Source organism: Priestia sp. FSL R5-0597 (genome assembly GCF_038006305.1).
Lineage (GTDB): Bacteria > Bacillota > Bacilli > Bacillales > Bacillaceae_H > Priestia > Priestia zanthoxyli.
In genome coordinates, this window is record NZ_JBBOUZ010000001.1 from 1,109,952 (window position 1) to 1,125,034 (window position 15,083).

Annotated in this window: 13 protein-coding genes; all 13 read left to right on the top strand. The window is 32.5% G+C overall.

Annotated features, from left to right (window positions below):
• Positions 1–12 precede the first annotated feature (12 nt).
• Positions 13–1,035: a polysaccharide biosynthesis protein gene (locus tag MKX72_RS05670; RefSeq protein WP_155008353.1), complete on the top strand. Its 1,023-nt coding sequence runs from the start codon at positions 13–15 to the stop codon at positions 1,033–1,035.
• Entirely contained in the window at positions 1,032–2,141 is a 1,110-nt protein-coding gene (locus MKX72_RS05675) for a capsular polysaccharide biosynthesis protein CapF (RefSeq protein WP_155008352.1), read from the top strand. The genes MKX72_RS05670 and MKX72_RS05675 overlap by 4 nt, the downstream gene beginning before the upstream one ends.
• 3 nt (positions 2,142–2,144) lie before the next feature.
• A complete protein-coding gene (gene wecB / locus MKX72_RS05680; RefSeq protein WP_155008351.1) occupies positions 2,145–3,275 on the top strand; it encodes a non-hydrolyzing UDP-N-acetylglucosamine 2-epimerase in 1,131 nt (376 codons plus the stop codon).
• Between the two features lie 47 nt (positions 3,276–3,322).
• Positions 3,323–4,507, top strand: a complete 1,185-nt coding sequence (locus MKX72_RS05685) for a glycosyltransferase family 4 protein (protein ID WP_155008350.1) — start codon at positions 3,323–3,325, stop codon at positions 4,505–4,507.
• Between the two features lie 39 nt (positions 4,508–4,546).
• Positions 4,547–5,605, top strand: a complete 1,059-nt coding sequence (locus tag MKX72_RS05690) for a glycosyltransferase family 4 protein (RefSeq protein WP_155008349.1) — start codon at positions 4,547–4,549, stop codon at positions 5,603–5,605.
• A 22-nt stretch (positions 5,606–5,627) separates the two neighbouring features.
• Positions 5,628–6,866 carry an O-antigen ligase family protein gene (locus tag MKX72_RS05695; RefSeq protein WP_155008348.1) on the top strand — a complete coding sequence of 413 codons (1,239 nt, stop codon included), beginning with the start codon at positions 5,628–5,630 and terminating at the stop codon, positions 6,864–6,866.
• A 117-nt stretch (positions 6,867–6,983) separates the two neighbouring features.
• Positions 6,984–7,904 carry an ATP-grasp fold amidoligase family protein gene (locus MKX72_RS05700; RefSeq protein ID WP_155008347.1) on the top strand — a complete coding sequence of 307 codons (921 nt, stop codon included), beginning with the start codon at positions 6,984–6,986 and terminating at the stop codon, positions 7,902–7,904.
• 83 nt (positions 7,905–7,987) lie between these two features.
• Positions 7,988–9,451, top strand: coding sequence for a lipopolysaccharide biosynthesis protein (locus MKX72_RS05705; protein ID WP_155008346.1), 1,464 nt, complete (start codon positions 7,988–7,990; stop codon positions 9,449–9,451).
• A 57-nt stretch (positions 9,452–9,508) separates the two neighbouring features.
• Complete coding sequence (locus MKX72_RS05710; RefSeq protein WP_155008345.1) at positions 9,509–10,885, top strand: UDP-glucose dehydrogenase family protein; 1,377 nt, start codon at positions 9,509–9,511, stop codon at positions 10,883–10,885.
• On the top strand, positions 10,860–11,891 hold the full coding sequence (locus MKX72_RS05715) for an SDR family NAD(P)-dependent oxidoreductase (protein ID WP_155008344.1): 1,032 nt from the start codon (positions 10,860–10,862) through the stop codon (positions 11,889–11,891). The genes MKX72_RS05710 and MKX72_RS05715 overlap by 26 nt, the downstream gene beginning before the upstream one ends.
• Positions 11,892–12,131: 240 nt before the next feature.
• On the top strand, positions 12,132–12,878 hold the full coding sequence (locus tag MKX72_RS05720; protein WP_155008343.1) for a YveK family protein: 747 nt from the start codon (positions 12,132–12,134) through the stop codon (positions 12,876–12,878).
• Positions 12,879–12,915: 37 nt separating this feature from the next.
• Positions 12,916–13,581: a CpsD/CapB family tyrosine-protein kinase gene (locus tag MKX72_RS05725; protein ID WP_155008449.1), complete on the top strand. Its 666-nt coding sequence runs from the start codon at positions 12,916–12,918 to the stop codon at positions 13,579–13,581.
• A 496-nt stretch (positions 13,582–14,077) separates the two neighbouring features.
• Positions 14,078–14,845 (top strand): tyrosine-protein phosphatase, encoded by a 768-nt coding sequence (locus MKX72_RS05730; RefSeq protein WP_155008342.1) that lies wholly within the window; start codon positions 14,078–14,080, stop codon positions 14,843–14,845.
• The last annotated feature ends 238 nt before the right edge of the window (positions 14,846–15,083 follow it).

Consider the following 15,083-nt stretch of genomic DNA (forward strand, 5'->3'; position numbering starts at 1 on the left):
GGGTACTGTGAAATGTTTGAAAATAAAACTTTACTTATTACCGGAGGTACCGGTTCTTTCGGTAACGCTGTTATGGACAGATTTTTAGATACAGATCTAAAAGAAATTAGAATTTTTTCTCGAGATGAGAAAAAACAAGACGATATGAGAAAGTTATATAAGAACGATAAGTTGAAATTTTATTTAGGAGATGTAAGGGATTCGTCTAGTGTTAAAAATGCTATGCATGGCGTTGATTACATTTTTCATGCAGCAGCTTTAAAACAAGTTCCTTCTTGTGAATTCTTTCCTATAGAAGCAGTAAAAACTAATATTATTGGAACTGATAATGTATTAACTGCAGCGATAGAATATGGAGTTGAGAAGGTAATCTGTTTGTCCACGGATAAAGCTGCATATCCAATAAATGCTATGGGAATTTCAAAAGCTATGATGGAAAAAGTCTTTGTTGCAAAATCTAAGACGGTTCCAGCAGACAAAACACTCATTTGTGGCACACGATACGGAAATGTTATGGCGTCACGGGGATCGGTTATTCCATTATTTATTGAGCAAATCAAAAGTGGACAACCTATTACAGTAACGGATCCTAATATGACTAGATTCCTAATGAGCCTAGAAGAAGCTGTAGAGCTAGTTGTATTCGCTTTTCATAACGCAAATGCTGGGGATATTATGGTTCAGAAAGCTCCGGCAAGTACAATTAGGGACTTGGCTCAAGCACTAAAAGAATTATTTAATGTAGACAATGAAATTAAAGTAATTGGGACACGACATGGCGAAAAGCTTTATGAAACGCTCCTTACTAGAGAAGAGTATGTAATAGCAACAGATTTAGGAGGCTTTTTTAGAGTTCCGGTTGACAATAGAGATTTGAACTATGATAAGTACTTTGCAGAAGGAAGTCATGATCTTTCTCAGGATCAAGAGTATAATTCTCATAACACCGAGTTACTTAATGTAGAACAAATAAAAGATAAGTTACTAGCCTTAGATTACGTTCAAAGCGAGTTGAAAGGTTGGAACAAGTCATGAAGATACTAGTTACTGGATCAAAAGGGTTTATTGGAAAAAATCTTGTAGCAGAACTTCGTAATAGAAATTATAAAGATATTCTAGAATGTCACAGAGACACAGACTATACACTTCTAGAAGAATATTGTGAGAAGGCTGACTTCGTGTTCCATTTAGCTGGAGTAAATCGTCCACAAAATGAAGAGGAATTTGATGAAGGTAATCTAGGTTTTACCTCTACATTGATAAACATTCTAGAGAAATATGAAAATGGTTGTCCCGTTATCTTTGCTTCCTCTACTCAAGCAATGCTAGACAATGCTTATGGCAGTAGTAAAAGAGCAGCAGAAGATTTAATTTTCACCCATGCTAAATACAGTAATTCAAAGGCTTTAATTTATCGTCTACCAAATGTCTTTGGAAAATGGTGTAAACCAAATTATAATAGTGCAATTGCAACATTTTGCTACAACATTGCACGAAATCTACCTATTACGGTGAATGATTCGAGCGCAAGTATGAATCTAGTTTATATAGATGATGTAGTTGAAGAGTTAATTCGTGGCTTAGATAATAATCAAAATATATTAGGTAACTTCTGTGAAGTTCCTACTTCACACACTGCTACTTTAGGTGAAATTGTAGAACTTATAAAATCTTTTAAGAAAAGTCGTGAAGAACGTTCTATACCAAACATGAATGATGCACTTTCAAAGAAATTATATAGTACATATCTAAGTTATCTACCGGAAGATCAATTTAGCTATGATTTAAAAATGAATATGGATCAAAGAGGATCGTTTACAGAATTTATCAAGACTGTAGATAGAGGACAAGTTTCTATTAATGTATCTAAGCCAGGAATAACTAAAGGTAATCACTGGCACCATACTAAGAATGAAAAATTCTTAGTTGTAAGTGGACATGGTGTTATCCGTTTTAGAAAAATTGATTCAGAAAAGGTCATCGAATACTTTGTAAGTGGAGAAAAGATGGAAGTGGTTGATGTTCCAACTGGGTATACACATAACATTGAAAATCTAGGCGAGATTGATATGGTAACAGTTATGTGGGCAAATGAACTTTTCATCCCCGAAAAGCCGGATACTTATTATTTGGAGGTATAACAAATGAAGAAATTAAAGGTTATGACAGTTGTGGGTACTAGACCGGAAATTATTAGACTTTCAGCTGTAATTAATAAATTAGAAGAATCAAACGCAATTGACCATACTCTTGTTCATACTGGACAAAACTATGATTACGAATTAAATGAGGTCTTTTTTAAAGATTTTAATTTGAAGAAACCCGACTATTTCCTTAATGCAGCTACAGGAACTGCAGTTGAAACGATAGGTAATATTCTTATTAAGGTGGATCCTATTTTAGAAGAGATAAAGCCAGATGCTTTATTGGTGTTAGGAGATACTAATAGTTGTTTATGTGCTATTGCTGCAAAGAGAAGACATATTCCAATATTTCATATGGAAGCGGGGAACAGATGCTTTGATCAACGTGTTCCTGAAGAAACGAACAGAAAAATTGTTGATCATATAGCAGACATTAATTTAACTTACAGTGATATCGCTAGAGACTATTTATTAAGAGAGGGTTTGCCAGCGGATCGAGTTATAAAAACTGGAAGTCCGATGTTTGAAGTACTAGAGTCTAGAAAATTAGATATTGAAGAAACTGATATTTTAAATCAATTAAATGTGAAAAAAGGTAAATATTTTGTAGTTTCAGCTCACAGAGAAGAAAATATATCCTCAGACAAAAACTTTTTTAATTTAGTAGATAGTATAAACAATATTGCAGAGCTGTATAATATACCAGTTATAATTAGTACACACCCAAGAACACAGAAGATGATTGAGACTAAAGGTATCGAGTTCCATAGTTTGGTAAAAGTTTTAAAGCCTATGGGATTTAATGATTATGTTAAGTTACAAATAGATTCAAAAGTAGTACTTAGCGATAGTGGAACTATTAGCGAAGAATCCTCAATTTTAGGATTTAGAGCCTTAAATATTAGACAGACTCACGAAAGACCAGAGGCAATGGAAGAGGCTTCGGTAATGATGGTAGGACTAACAAAGGAAAGGATATTACAAGGCCTAAAGGTTTTGGAATATCAAAGTGAGTATACATTATCAAAGGTAAAAGACTATAGTATGCCAAATGTGTCTGATAAGGTGTTGAGAATAATTATATCCTATACAGATTATGTGAAAAGGACTGTGTGGCACGAAAATTTATAACATTCTAAGTTATTTGTAGGCTGTTATGTATAGGAGATGATTGATATATGAAAGTTCTTGTTGTAGGAAATGCCCATCTGTATAAAACACCTGAAGGTAAATATTATACACCTACAATCTATAATAATGAATTTTTTCAACGCTACTTAAACGTATTTGAAGAAGTACGTTTCGTTGCTAAAACAAAGTACGTGAAGAAACTGGATAAGGACAAGTATATTGCTTTAGACGACGAGAGAATAGAGATTTATGAGTTACCTTGGTATAAAGGTATGAAAGAAATGATATTGAATATAGGTGAATTAATTAAAAGATATAGAAGAGTTGCAGACGATTGTGACTGTTGTATTTTTAGAATAGCTCAGATAGAAAGTTATTTCTCTTACATTCTTTCAAAAAACTTTAGGAAGCCAATTGCTGTAGAGGTTGTTAATGATCCAGAAACTTTTACTAGCGTTAGACACATATTTAAATGGTTTAATATAAAAATGTTTAATCGGTTAATAAAAAAAGCAAATGGAGTATCCTATGTTACAAAAAATTATCTTCAAGAAAGATACCCTAGTACTTCTAGGATAAAAGGAGAGAGTATTCGTTATTTTGAAAGTTATTACTCCTCAATTGATCTTAAATCAGAGTACATTAGACAAGCTAAGGAATATCCTAATAGTAATGAGACATTTGAAATAATTCATGTAGCTAATTCTATTAATGGAAATACTAAAGGACATAAAACTTTAATAGAAGCGGTAAAATATATTGTAGAGAATGGATATGAGGTTAAAGTTTGTTTTATCGGTGATGGAAGTGCTGTGAAAAACTTCGAGCAATATGCTAAAGAGTTAAAAGTTGATAAGTATATAGACTTTATTGGGAGATTCAATAGTAAAGAAGCTATTTTAAATCGTTTAACTACCAGTGACTTATTTGTATTGCCTACATATATGGAAGGTCTACCTCGGAGTATAATTGAGGCTCAAGCTGTAGGACTCCCTTGCCTTTCAACTCCAATAGCAGGTATTCCCGAGTTACTTAATCAAAAATACTTATTCTCTCCAAAAAATAGTAATGATTTTGCCCGAGAGATTATTAGGTTAATAAATAATCCAGAGGAATTGAATCAAATGAGCGCTACTAATATTGAAGTAGCAAGAGAGTATACACAAGAGAATCTTACAAAAAGAAGAACAGAGTTCTATAGTAAATTAAGGAATCTTGTAGTTATAGATTAATTGGTCAACTTTGTAGAATAGTTTTATGAGGAGAAGCAGATGAAAATAGTTCTTATAATGGGAGCGTTTAGTTTTGGTGGAGCAGAAAGGGTAATGTGTAATTTAGCAAATCATTTAAGTGAGAATAATCATAATGTGACGTTAATAACCCTTTATAACAAAGAGCAATGTTATCCATTACATGATAACGTTCATATTGTTAATGGATTGAATTTTAGAAGTAAGGTTAAAGCAATAAGTTTATTGAGAAAACAAATTGAGACTTTATCTCCTGATGTAGTAATGTCGTTTATGACTCATATTAATATACTTACAATCATATCTACCCTCTTTAAACAAATACCTATTATTATATCTGAAAGAAATGATCCAAGAATTCATCCTTCGGGCACATATCTTAGGATTTTAAGGAAGATTCTTTATCCATTTGCTGATGGCGTAGTTTTCCAGACTAAAGAGGCTCAAGAATTCTTTTCTAAGTCTATTATTTCCAAATCAATGATCATTCCTAATCCATTAACATTGGATATGAAAGAAAAGACAGAAGATGGGAAGAGAGAGAATAGCATTGTAACAGTTGGAAGACTTACAAGACAAAAAAATCAGGCTTTGCTAATTAGAAGTTTTAAGGAAGTATTAAAAGACTTTCCAAATTATAAGTTAAGAATATATGGAGAAGGAAATTTAAGAGAGGAGTTACTTATTCTTATTAAACAGTTAAATTTAGAGGGAAAAGTAATTTTAATGGGAGCGAGTGATAATATCCTTGAAGAAATAGATAAATGTAAAATATTTGTTCTTCCATCAGATTCGGAAGGAATGCCTAACTCCCTTATGGAGGCAATGGCAACTGGACTTCCGTGTATTTGTACGGATTGCACTTCAGGAGGACCTAGATACCTGATTAAAGATGGTCAAAATGGGGTTCTGGTGCCCGTAGGTAATCAAGCAGATCTAACTAAAGCCTTATTAGATTTATTAAAGGATGAAAAAAAGAGAGAAATAATGGGCAGTAATGCTAGAGGTATTTTTGAGAAGTTAGATCCTCATAAGGTGTTTAGTAAGTGGGAAGGATTCTTAAAAAACTCTTCGAAATAATGAAAAAGGAATTTAATTAAATATGAACATTCTTCGAAAGAAAAGTGCAAGTATTAACATTAATAGTCTTCTAGGTATTAATATATATCTGTATTTAATGAGCTATGTACTATTTTTTGAGAGTGGAGAAGTTAGAATTGTTTATGATGGTTTATTATTATTATTAATTATTCTAGGCACTACTTATATACTTCTTCAAAAAAGGGTCATACTATCCCCTTTTTTCATTGCTAGTTTGGTATACGGTATAATTTTACTTGTATCTTATCTATATACACCATCTCCGGTAAGTGGTAAATATGGATTAACTTACTATGGCATATGTTTAGTTATAATATTCATATTAACGAACTATATAGATTGTAGATATAAAATTTACCAATTAATAAAGTTATTTGTATGGGCTGGGGTAGCAATTTCACTGAAGACATTTAATTATTATGGCTTCGGTATGTTTACAATGGCTTCCAATTATACTGGTAGTACAAGGACCGCCTTTAGAATTGGAGGAGATATTGGTAATTCTAATAATATTGGCATGTACTGTATGTTTGCTACAGTATTTGCTATCTATCTTATTAGTGAACAAAAGGTCAAAATAAAAGGGATATATATAGCAGCTTGTTTATTATGCACAACTGTGGGACTACTCACAGGATCAAAGAAAGCTATTATAATTTTATTCGTTGGAACAGCGATTCTTTTTATTACTAAGAAAGGTAATAGCATTGGCAAGAAAGTACTAATGGTATTTATAGCAATTTGTGTTTTATCCTTAATATATTGGGCTATTATGAAGTTTCCTTTCTTTACAACAATAAAGCTACGCATTGAAGAATTTTTGAAACTCTTTAGCGATGAATCCTCAAGTAGTGATGATTACGCACGGTTTTATATGTTTGAGAAAGGAATGGATGCATTCAGGAATCATCCATTTATAGGAAATGGTGTTTACTCATCGCAATATTATTTTGGAGCTTATTCTCATAATAATTATATTGAAATATTAATGAACACAGGTATTATAGGATTCATTGGTTTTTATGCAATATACTTTATGCATTGTTTAAAAATAATTAATGGATCTATAAAATTCTCGGAATTTAGATCACTTGTGTATTCTTGTTTATTATTAATTCTTATGTTAGGTTCAGGGTTTGTATATTATTTCTCAGTATATTTCCAGACTATGATGGTACTTATTAGCTCTATAATATATATAGAACTAAAAAGGAAGCGAAATGCAGTAAAGACTGAGTAAATACACAAGTAGAGTAGCAAATCTTACTATAGTTTAATTAGTTAATTCATTCCTAAACTACTATATTGGAATATATCTCAGCTAATAAAAACATATTAGATTCTTAGGAGAGTATGAATGAATAGTATAAAAAACATCTTAAAAAGTAGTCATATAGTGATCAATATAAATGACAACATTAATAAATTATATTACAAATATCTTATCTCAGACGTCAATTTAATAAGAACTAGATTTAAAAAGCGATTAAATAGAGATTTAGAATTAAATAATCCTACTAAATTCAATGATAAACTGCAATGGTTAAAGTTAAATTGGAATAACTCTTTAGCTACTCAATGTGCAGATAAATATATGGTGAGACAGTTTGTAAAAGAAAGAATTGGGTCAAAATATCTTAATGAAATTTACGGGATATTTGAAAATGTTGAAGAGATAAACGTAGATAACTTACCGAAGTCTTTTGTTTTAAAAGGCACTCATGGCTCAGGTTTTAACCTCATTTGCAAAAATAAAGAAGTTATTGATTGGAAGAAAGCTTTTAAGCAGATGAAAAGATGGTTAAGAACAAATTATTATTTACAGAGTCGAGAATGGGTGTATAAGGATATTAAACCTAGAATAGTATGTGAAAAGTTTATAGAGCAAGGAAATGGAGATGAACTTCAGGATTTTCGCTTTTTTTGCTTTAATGGAGAACCAAAATTCATAACAGTAGATTTTAGTATAACTGATAAAAAGAAAACAAGAAGAAATTTATATGATTTAAATTGGAATTTGATGGAAGAGGAGATTTCTTATCCTAGAGAAAATAAAATTAAAGTTAATAAACCAAAGAAATTGAATGAAATGATTAATTTAAGTAGAAAATTGTCAGCTGATTTCCCACATGCTAGAGTGGATTTTTACTATATCCAGGAAAAAATAATTTTTGGTGAGATTACCTTTTTTCATCAAAGTGGCATGGGAGAAGTTAGACCGTTAGAATTTGAGGAAACAATAGGCACTTGGCTAAAACTTCCAAGTGTTGAGCGATAAAGACTATATTAGATTACTTAACAATGGAATTAAGTAATTCTCTAATACTAGCTAATTGAAATAATAGGAGAGGTAAATGTATATTGAAAGAACAAGAATTTGGAACGAAAATCTTTAATGCAGCTAAGTGGTCAACCGTGACTGAAATAGCAGCAAAGTTAGTTATTCCACTCACCAATATAATATTAGCTAGAATAGTTGCACCAGAGGCATTTGGCATCATAGCTACTATCACAATGATTATAAGCTTTGCTGATATGTTTACTGATGCAGGTTTTCAGAAATACTTGATACAATACGAATTTAAAAGTAATTCTGATAAATATAATTATGCTAATGTTGCTTTTTGGACAAATCTATTCATGTCGTTGCTACTTTGGAGCATCATAGCTACTTTTAGTGGAAATATAGCTGCAGTAGTAGGAAATCCAGGATTGGGAAGGGTAATAACACTAGCGTGCATTCAACTACCACTTACTTCCTTTTCAAGTATTCAACTAGCTCTATATAGGCGGGATTTTAATTTTAAAACCCTTTTTTTTGTTAGGGTTTTTGCTCTTTTTGTTCCAATAGCTATCACCATTCCCTTAGCACTTTTAGGTATGAGCTATTGGGCAATAATTATAGGAACTATCTCCACACAAGTTTTTAACGCCATAGTACTTACTGTTAAATCTAATTGGAAGCCTAAAGCTTATTACAATATAGGTATATTAAAGAATATGTTATCTTTTAGCATTTGGTCTTTAGGAGAAGCTTTTTCCATTTGGTTAACAACATGGGTTGATACATTCATTATTGGTAGTTTGTTAAGTGATTATTTTTTAGGAATATATAAAACCTCAACAACTATGGTTAACACAATAATGAGTTTAGTAACTGCCTCCATTGTTCCAGTAATGTTTTCGGCATTGTCCAGGTTACAAGATGATAATGACAGATTCATTAATTTATATTTTAAAATGCAAAGAATGATATCCATATTAATATTACCCCTAGGCATTGGGATCTATCTTTATAGTGACCTAGCAACAGATATTCTTTTAGGGAGTCAGTGGAAAGAAGCTAGTAAAATAATAGGAATCTGGGCATTAACAAGCTCAATTATGATTGTATTCGGTCACTTTTGTAGTGAAGTATATAGGGCCCAAGGGAAACCGAAATTATCTTTATTAGCACAAATTCTACACCTCATAGTACTGATTCCAGTGTGTATTATAAGTGCTAGGTATGGTTTTTGGATTTTAATTTATGCTCGTGCGATAGTTAGATTTCAGTTTATAATTGTCCACTTCCTTATCATGAAATTGGCTATTAAAATATCTATTATGAAAACATTAAAGAATGTGTTACCTATAGTTATTTCTTCTCTAGTTATGGGGGGAATAGGGTATCTATTAGGAAGAATATATACAGGGGTATTGTGGGATCTAATATCAATTGTTATCTGCATCTTTCTTTATTTTAGTATGCTAATGCTTTTCTCTAATATGAGAAAGGAAGTTATTTTATTAGGAAAAAAGCTTATACTTAACAAATTGAATTGATTACGTGAAAAAAGGAAATCTTTTATTCAAGATTATAATGGGAAGAGGAGTATATTTATGCACAAAATAGCTGTAGCAGGCACAGGGTATGTCGGTCTAGTAGCAGGTGTATGCTTTGCAGAGATGGGCCATCAAGTAACATGTGTAGATATCGATCAAAATAAGGTAGAACTTATGATATCGGGCATTTCGCCAATTTATGAAGCTGATTTACAAGATTTAATGGTAAAAAACTATGAGTTAGGAAGATTGCACTACACCACAGATTATCAATCTGCTTATAAGGATGCAGATGCTATCTTTATTGGTGTAGGAACTCCAGAACAACCAGACGGATCAGCTAACCTCTCTTATATTGCCACAGTCGCAAGACAAATTGCTGAATCAGTAGAAAAAGATTGCTTAGTTGTAGTAAAATCTACAGTTCCAGTTGGCACAAATGATAAAGTAGAGCAATTTATTCAAGACTTTTTAGTGAACGATGTAAGAGTAGAAGTAGCATCAAACCCGGAATTCTTAGCCCAAGGATCTGCAGTGCATGATACATTACATGCAGAACGAGTTATTATTGGAACGGAAAGTAAATGGGCAGAGGAACTTTTACAAGATATTTATAAGCCATTTAATCTCCCAATTGTCTCAGTAAACAGAAGATCAGCTGAGATGATTAAGTATGCTTCAAATGACTTCTTGGCACTGAAAATTTCGTATATGAATGACATTGCGAATCTTTGTGAACTAGTAGGAGCTGATATTCAAGACGTTGCAAAAGGAATGAGTTTTGATGAGCGTATCGGTAGTAAATTCCTAAATGCAGGTATTGGTTTTGGAGGATCATGCTTTCCTAAAGATACAAAAGCTTTAGATTACCTTGCAACACAAAATGGTTACGAGTTAAAAACAGTACAAGCTGCGATTAATGTAAATAAAGAGCAAAAAACAATGCTTTATAAAAAAGCAAGCCGCCGCCTTATTACATTTAATGGTCTAAAAGTTGCTGTACTAGGTTTAACATTCAAACCGGGAACGGACGATTTACGTGAGGCTGCTTCTCTTGAAAATATACCTTTATTATTAGAACAAGGTGCAGACATTTATGCATTTGACCCCGTTGGAGCAAACAATTTTGCGAAGGTACATCCCGAAGGTCGCCATGGAAGAGGTAGTATTACTTATGTATCCAATGTTGAAGAGGCAATTAAAAATGCCAACGTTTGCTTTATTTTTACAGAGTGGGGGGAAGTAAAAGAAGTTACCCCAAGCATGTATAAAAAGCTAATGAGAACCTCCTTAGTTTATGATGGAAGAAATATCTATAGTGTAGATGAAATGGAACAAGCAGAAGTAGAGTACCATTCTATTGGAAGAAAAACAGTAGAAAGACAAAACATAAAGGAGACGAATAAACGTGAACTACAATCAACTAGACACTAATAAAACATACCTTATTACAGGTGCTGCAGGATTTATTGGTTACTTCTTGTCTAAGAAATTATTAGCGGAAGGATGTACAGTTATAGGAATTGATAATATCAATGATTACTATGATGTCAAACTAAAACATACCCGCTTAGAACAGCTAGAGCCATATAAGAAATTTACTTTTTTAAAAATAGATATTTCCGATAAGGAAGCTCTTACGAATGTATTTAAAGAGTACGCACCTAACGTTGTAGTAAACTTAGCTGCTCAAGCAGGGGTACGTTATTCAATTGAAAACCCTGATGTATATATGCAAAGCAATGTTATTGGTTTCTACAATATTCTTGAAGCTTGCAGGCACTATCCGGTAGATCATTTAGTATATGCTTCTTCAAGCTCTGTGTATGGTGCGAACAAGAAAGTTCCATTTGAAGAAAGTGATTTTGTTGATCATCCAGTATCACTTTATGCAGCAACTAAGAAATCTAATGAATTAATGGCTCATACTTATAGCCACTTATATAACGTTCCAGCTACAGGACTTCGATTCTTTACAGTATACGGACCAATGGGACGACCAGACATGGCTTACTTTGGTTTTGCGAACAAGTATTTTGCAAATGAGCCAATTAAGATTTTTAACAACGGTGATTTTGAGAGAGACTTATATAGGGATTTCACATATATTGATGATATTGTAGAAGGAATTGAACGTTTACTTCCTAATCCTTCAATTGGTGGAAATAATGTCCCTCACAAAGTATTCAATATTGGAAACAATAATCCAGAGAAACTAATGACTTTTATTGAAACTTTGGAAAAATGTTTAAGTAACGCTCTAGGCAAAGAGGTATTATTTGAGAAAGTATTTGAGCCTATTAAACCGGGAGATGTTCCAGCTACATATGCGTCAACAGATTTGCTGCAAAATGCTGTAGGATTTAAGCCAGAAACTTCAATAGAGGAAGGGTTACAAAGATTTTCAAATTGGTATGTAGATTACTATAATATGAAATAAAAAGTTAAAATAATAAATTAGCTGAATTTTACAAGATTAAAATAAAACCTTTTGTTTATTTTATATACTTTCTAACTTAGATAGTAAACAAATTATCAACTGTGTCGATATAAATACGGGAATAGAAAAGTGAATGTCAATTTTTCAACTATTTTACAAAATAGTATAGTTAATTATAGTTTTGTAAAGTATAGTGAGAAGTAGATGTTTTTAAGAAGTTATTAAGTTCGGAGGACAGTTATGGAAGAATCTATTGATTTAAAACAGTTATTCGGGGTCATAAAGAAGAGATTCTGGTTAATTGCTTTACTTACAATCATAGCAGCAATAATTAGCGGTGTCGTCAGTTTTTTTATTTTAACACCCGTATATGAAGCTAACACTCAAATTCTAGTTAATCAAGCAAAGTCAAAAGAGCAGTTTTACAATTCATCTGAATTGCAAACAAATGTTCAGTTAATTCAAACGTACAATGACATTATTAAAAGTCCAGCAATTTTAGGGGAAGTAACAAAGCAATTAGACTTAGACATGACTCCTAAACAGTTAAGCAATCAAATCCAAGTAACGAACTCACAAGATTCTCAAGTTGCCCATATTGTAGTACAAGATACAAATGCCAGACTAGCAGTAAAAATTGCTAATACAACGGCAGCTGTATTTAAAAAAGAAGTGCCTAAAATTATGAGTGTCGACAACGTAAGTATTTTAGCAAAGGCAGAGCTTGATGAAAGTTTAAGTCCAATTAAGCCCCAGCCGCTTCTAAATATTGCAATTGCGGTTGTGGTAGGACTGATGGCAGGAGTTGCTCTTTCATTTTTACTAGAGTATTTAGATAATAGTATTAAAGATGAACAAGACATTGATCAGATTATGGAACTCCCTGTTATTGGAGTAATCTCTCTTATGGACGAGGAAGAATTAAAAGGATCATCTGTTTCTTCGCATTCTCTAGCACCAGCGAGAGGGGGAACTCACAGTGTTTAAAAAATCTAAAAACGCAGGATCAAAGAAATTAACTCATATGCGAAGCTTAATTTCACATCAAAAACCAAAGTCTCCTATTTCAGAGCAATATCGAACGCTGCGTACAAATATTCAATTTTCAAATGTAGATCGTAATATTCGTTCGATTATGGTAACTTCTTCATTTCAGGAAGAAGGAAAATCTACAACAGCAGCTAATTTAGCAGTAGTATTTGCTCAGCAAGGAAAAAGAGTGTTATTTGTGGATGGTGATTTGCGTAAGCCAACTGTACAGTATACATTTCAGCTAGAGAACCATATTGGTTTAACGAATGTGTTGACAAAGCAAACGACTTTAGGTGCAGCTGTTAAAAGTTCACATGTCCCAGATTTATGGATTTTAACAAGCGGCCCTATTCCCCCAAATCCAGCTGAGCTACTGGGTTCGCAAGCAATGGAAGAGTTATTTGAAGAGATGTACAATGAATTTGATATGATTATTTTTGATACACCCCCGGTTCTGCCGGTAGCAGATGCTCATATCTTAGCAAATCAATGCCACGGCATAGTGCTTGTGATGAAGAGCGGAGCAGTTGAAAAAGATGCAGCGTTAAAAGCCAAAGATATTTTAGAACATGCTGATGGCAAACTTTTAGGCGTCGTACTAAATCAGAAAAAGCATCCTGCTGATGGCCAATACTATTATTATGGAACTAAGGCATAATAACCTACAAAAGAACGCACCCAGTAAATAAATAATATTTACTGGGTGCGTTTTTATTATAAAAAACAAATAGGTCTAAAGAACCGTTTATTTAAGCTCGATTAAGAGAGTTCAAAATTCACCAAAATGTGATAATAATAATAATGAAAGCGATAACAACATTTAAATTATTTATGTATAACATAAAATAATCTGAAAAAATAAACAAGTCTGTAGTCTCACGAAAAAACGACCGATTATTGGTAATATATAAACTATATTATAGAAAATATCAGAATAAGATAAAAATGGATATTATATTGAAATGATATTTCTTTAGACTTATGATTGATATTTTAATGAACAATAAGAACTATTTCAGAGACAAAAACAGACATGAAAAGTAAAAAAATGTGCTTTTCGTGAATTTCGACAAAATAAGACATTGAACCTATAAAATTCCTATGCTAAGATTAAGTGTAATTTTGGGTCTTTTGGATTAATGGAGGTGGAGAAAATGATTGATTTACATTGTCATATCTTGCCTGGTATAGATGATGGTGCTAAAGATATAGAAGACAGTATAGAAATGGCTAAGCATGCATCTTCTCAAGGGATTCGAACGATTGTAGCTACGCCTCATCATCAAAATGGCAAGTATACAAATGAAAAAAAAGATATTGAGGAAAAAGTATCTTTTCTAAATAAAATATTAATTGATAAACAGATCCCTGTCACGATTTTACCAGGACAAGAATCTCGTATATTTGGAGAGATGGTAGAAGAGTACAAGAATGGAAAAGTTCTAACCTTAAACAATACGCACAAATACGTATTTGTAGAGTTCCCATCTAGTCAAGTGCCTCGATATACGGAACAGCTTTTATTTAACCTTCAATCAGAAGGGTTAACACCTATTATTGTACATCCAGAACGCAACAGTCGAATTATGGAAGAGCCAGATATTCTTTATAATTTGGTAAACAAGGGGGCTTTAACACAAGTTACAGCTTCGAGCTTAACTGGTCATTTCGGTAAAAAAATTCAAAAGTTTTCGAATAAACTGATTGAATGTAATTTAACTCATTTTGTGGCATCTGATGCTCATAATGTTACAAATAGAGGGTTTCTAATGGACCAAGCGTTTGATGCGGTCGAGCAGGAGTTTGGAATAGATATGGTTTATCTTTTTCAGGAAAATGCGGAAGCTGTTATTGAAGCAAAAATGTGTTTTAAAGAGCCGCCGGAAAAGATTAAAAGAAAGAAGATTTTAGGCATTTTTTAAAACGTTTATGTAAGTTTACCTTACATAAATGTTATTTTTTGCTTTTAACTGGATTATTATTCTTTGTAAGATAAAAAAATCTAAAACTTAAAGATTTAGGTGATGTCTCCTAGCCGTTATCAACGGAGATACTCGATTGTGCTGTGGGTTATCAAGCCTTAGACGCTAGTCGTCAAAAGTACAATGTGAGGGAGGGTTAGATGCCCGCTTTAAAATTAAATACTTAGGTAAGGAATAA

Coding starts and splice junctions, on each gene's coding strand:
- MKX72_RS05670 (WP_155008353.1), top strand. CDS start 13: ATGTTTGAAAATAAAACTTTACTTATTACCGGAGGTACCGGTTCTTTC.
- MKX72_RS05675 (WP_155008352.1), top strand. CDS start 1,032: ATGAAGATACTAGTTACTGGATCAAAAGGGTTTATTGGAAAAAATCTT.
- wecB (WP_155008351.1), top strand. CDS start 2,145: ATGAAGAAATTAAAGGTTATGACAGTTGTGGGTACTAGACCGGAAATT.
- MKX72_RS05685 (WP_155008350.1), top strand. CDS start 3,323: ATGAAAGTTCTTGTTGTAGGAAATGCCCATCTGTATAAAACACCTGAA.
- MKX72_RS05690 (WP_155008349.1), top strand. CDS start 4,547: ATGAAAATAGTTCTTATAATGGGAGCGTTTAGTTTTGGTGGAGCAGAA.
- MKX72_RS05695 (WP_155008348.1), top strand. CDS start 5,628: ATGAACATTCTTCGAAAGAAAAGTGCAAGTATTAACATTAATAGTCTT.
- MKX72_RS05700 (WP_155008347.1), top strand. CDS start 6,984: ATGAATAGTATAAAAAACATCTTAAAAAGTAGTCATATAGTGATCAAT.
- MKX72_RS05710 (WP_155008345.1), top strand. CDS start 9,509: ATGCACAAAATAGCTGTAGCAGGCACAGGGTATGTCGGTCTAGTAGCA.
- MKX72_RS05720 (WP_155008343.1), top strand. CDS start 12,132: ATGGAAGAATCTATTGATTTAAAACAGTTATTCGGGGTCATAAAGAAG.
- MKX72_RS05725 (WP_155008449.1), top strand. CDS start 12,916: ATGCGAAGCTTAATTTCACATCAAAAACCAAAGTCTCCTATTTCAGAG.
- MKX72_RS05730 (WP_155008342.1), top strand. CDS start 14,078: ATGATTGATTTACATTGTCATATCTTGCCTGGTATAGATGATGGTGCT.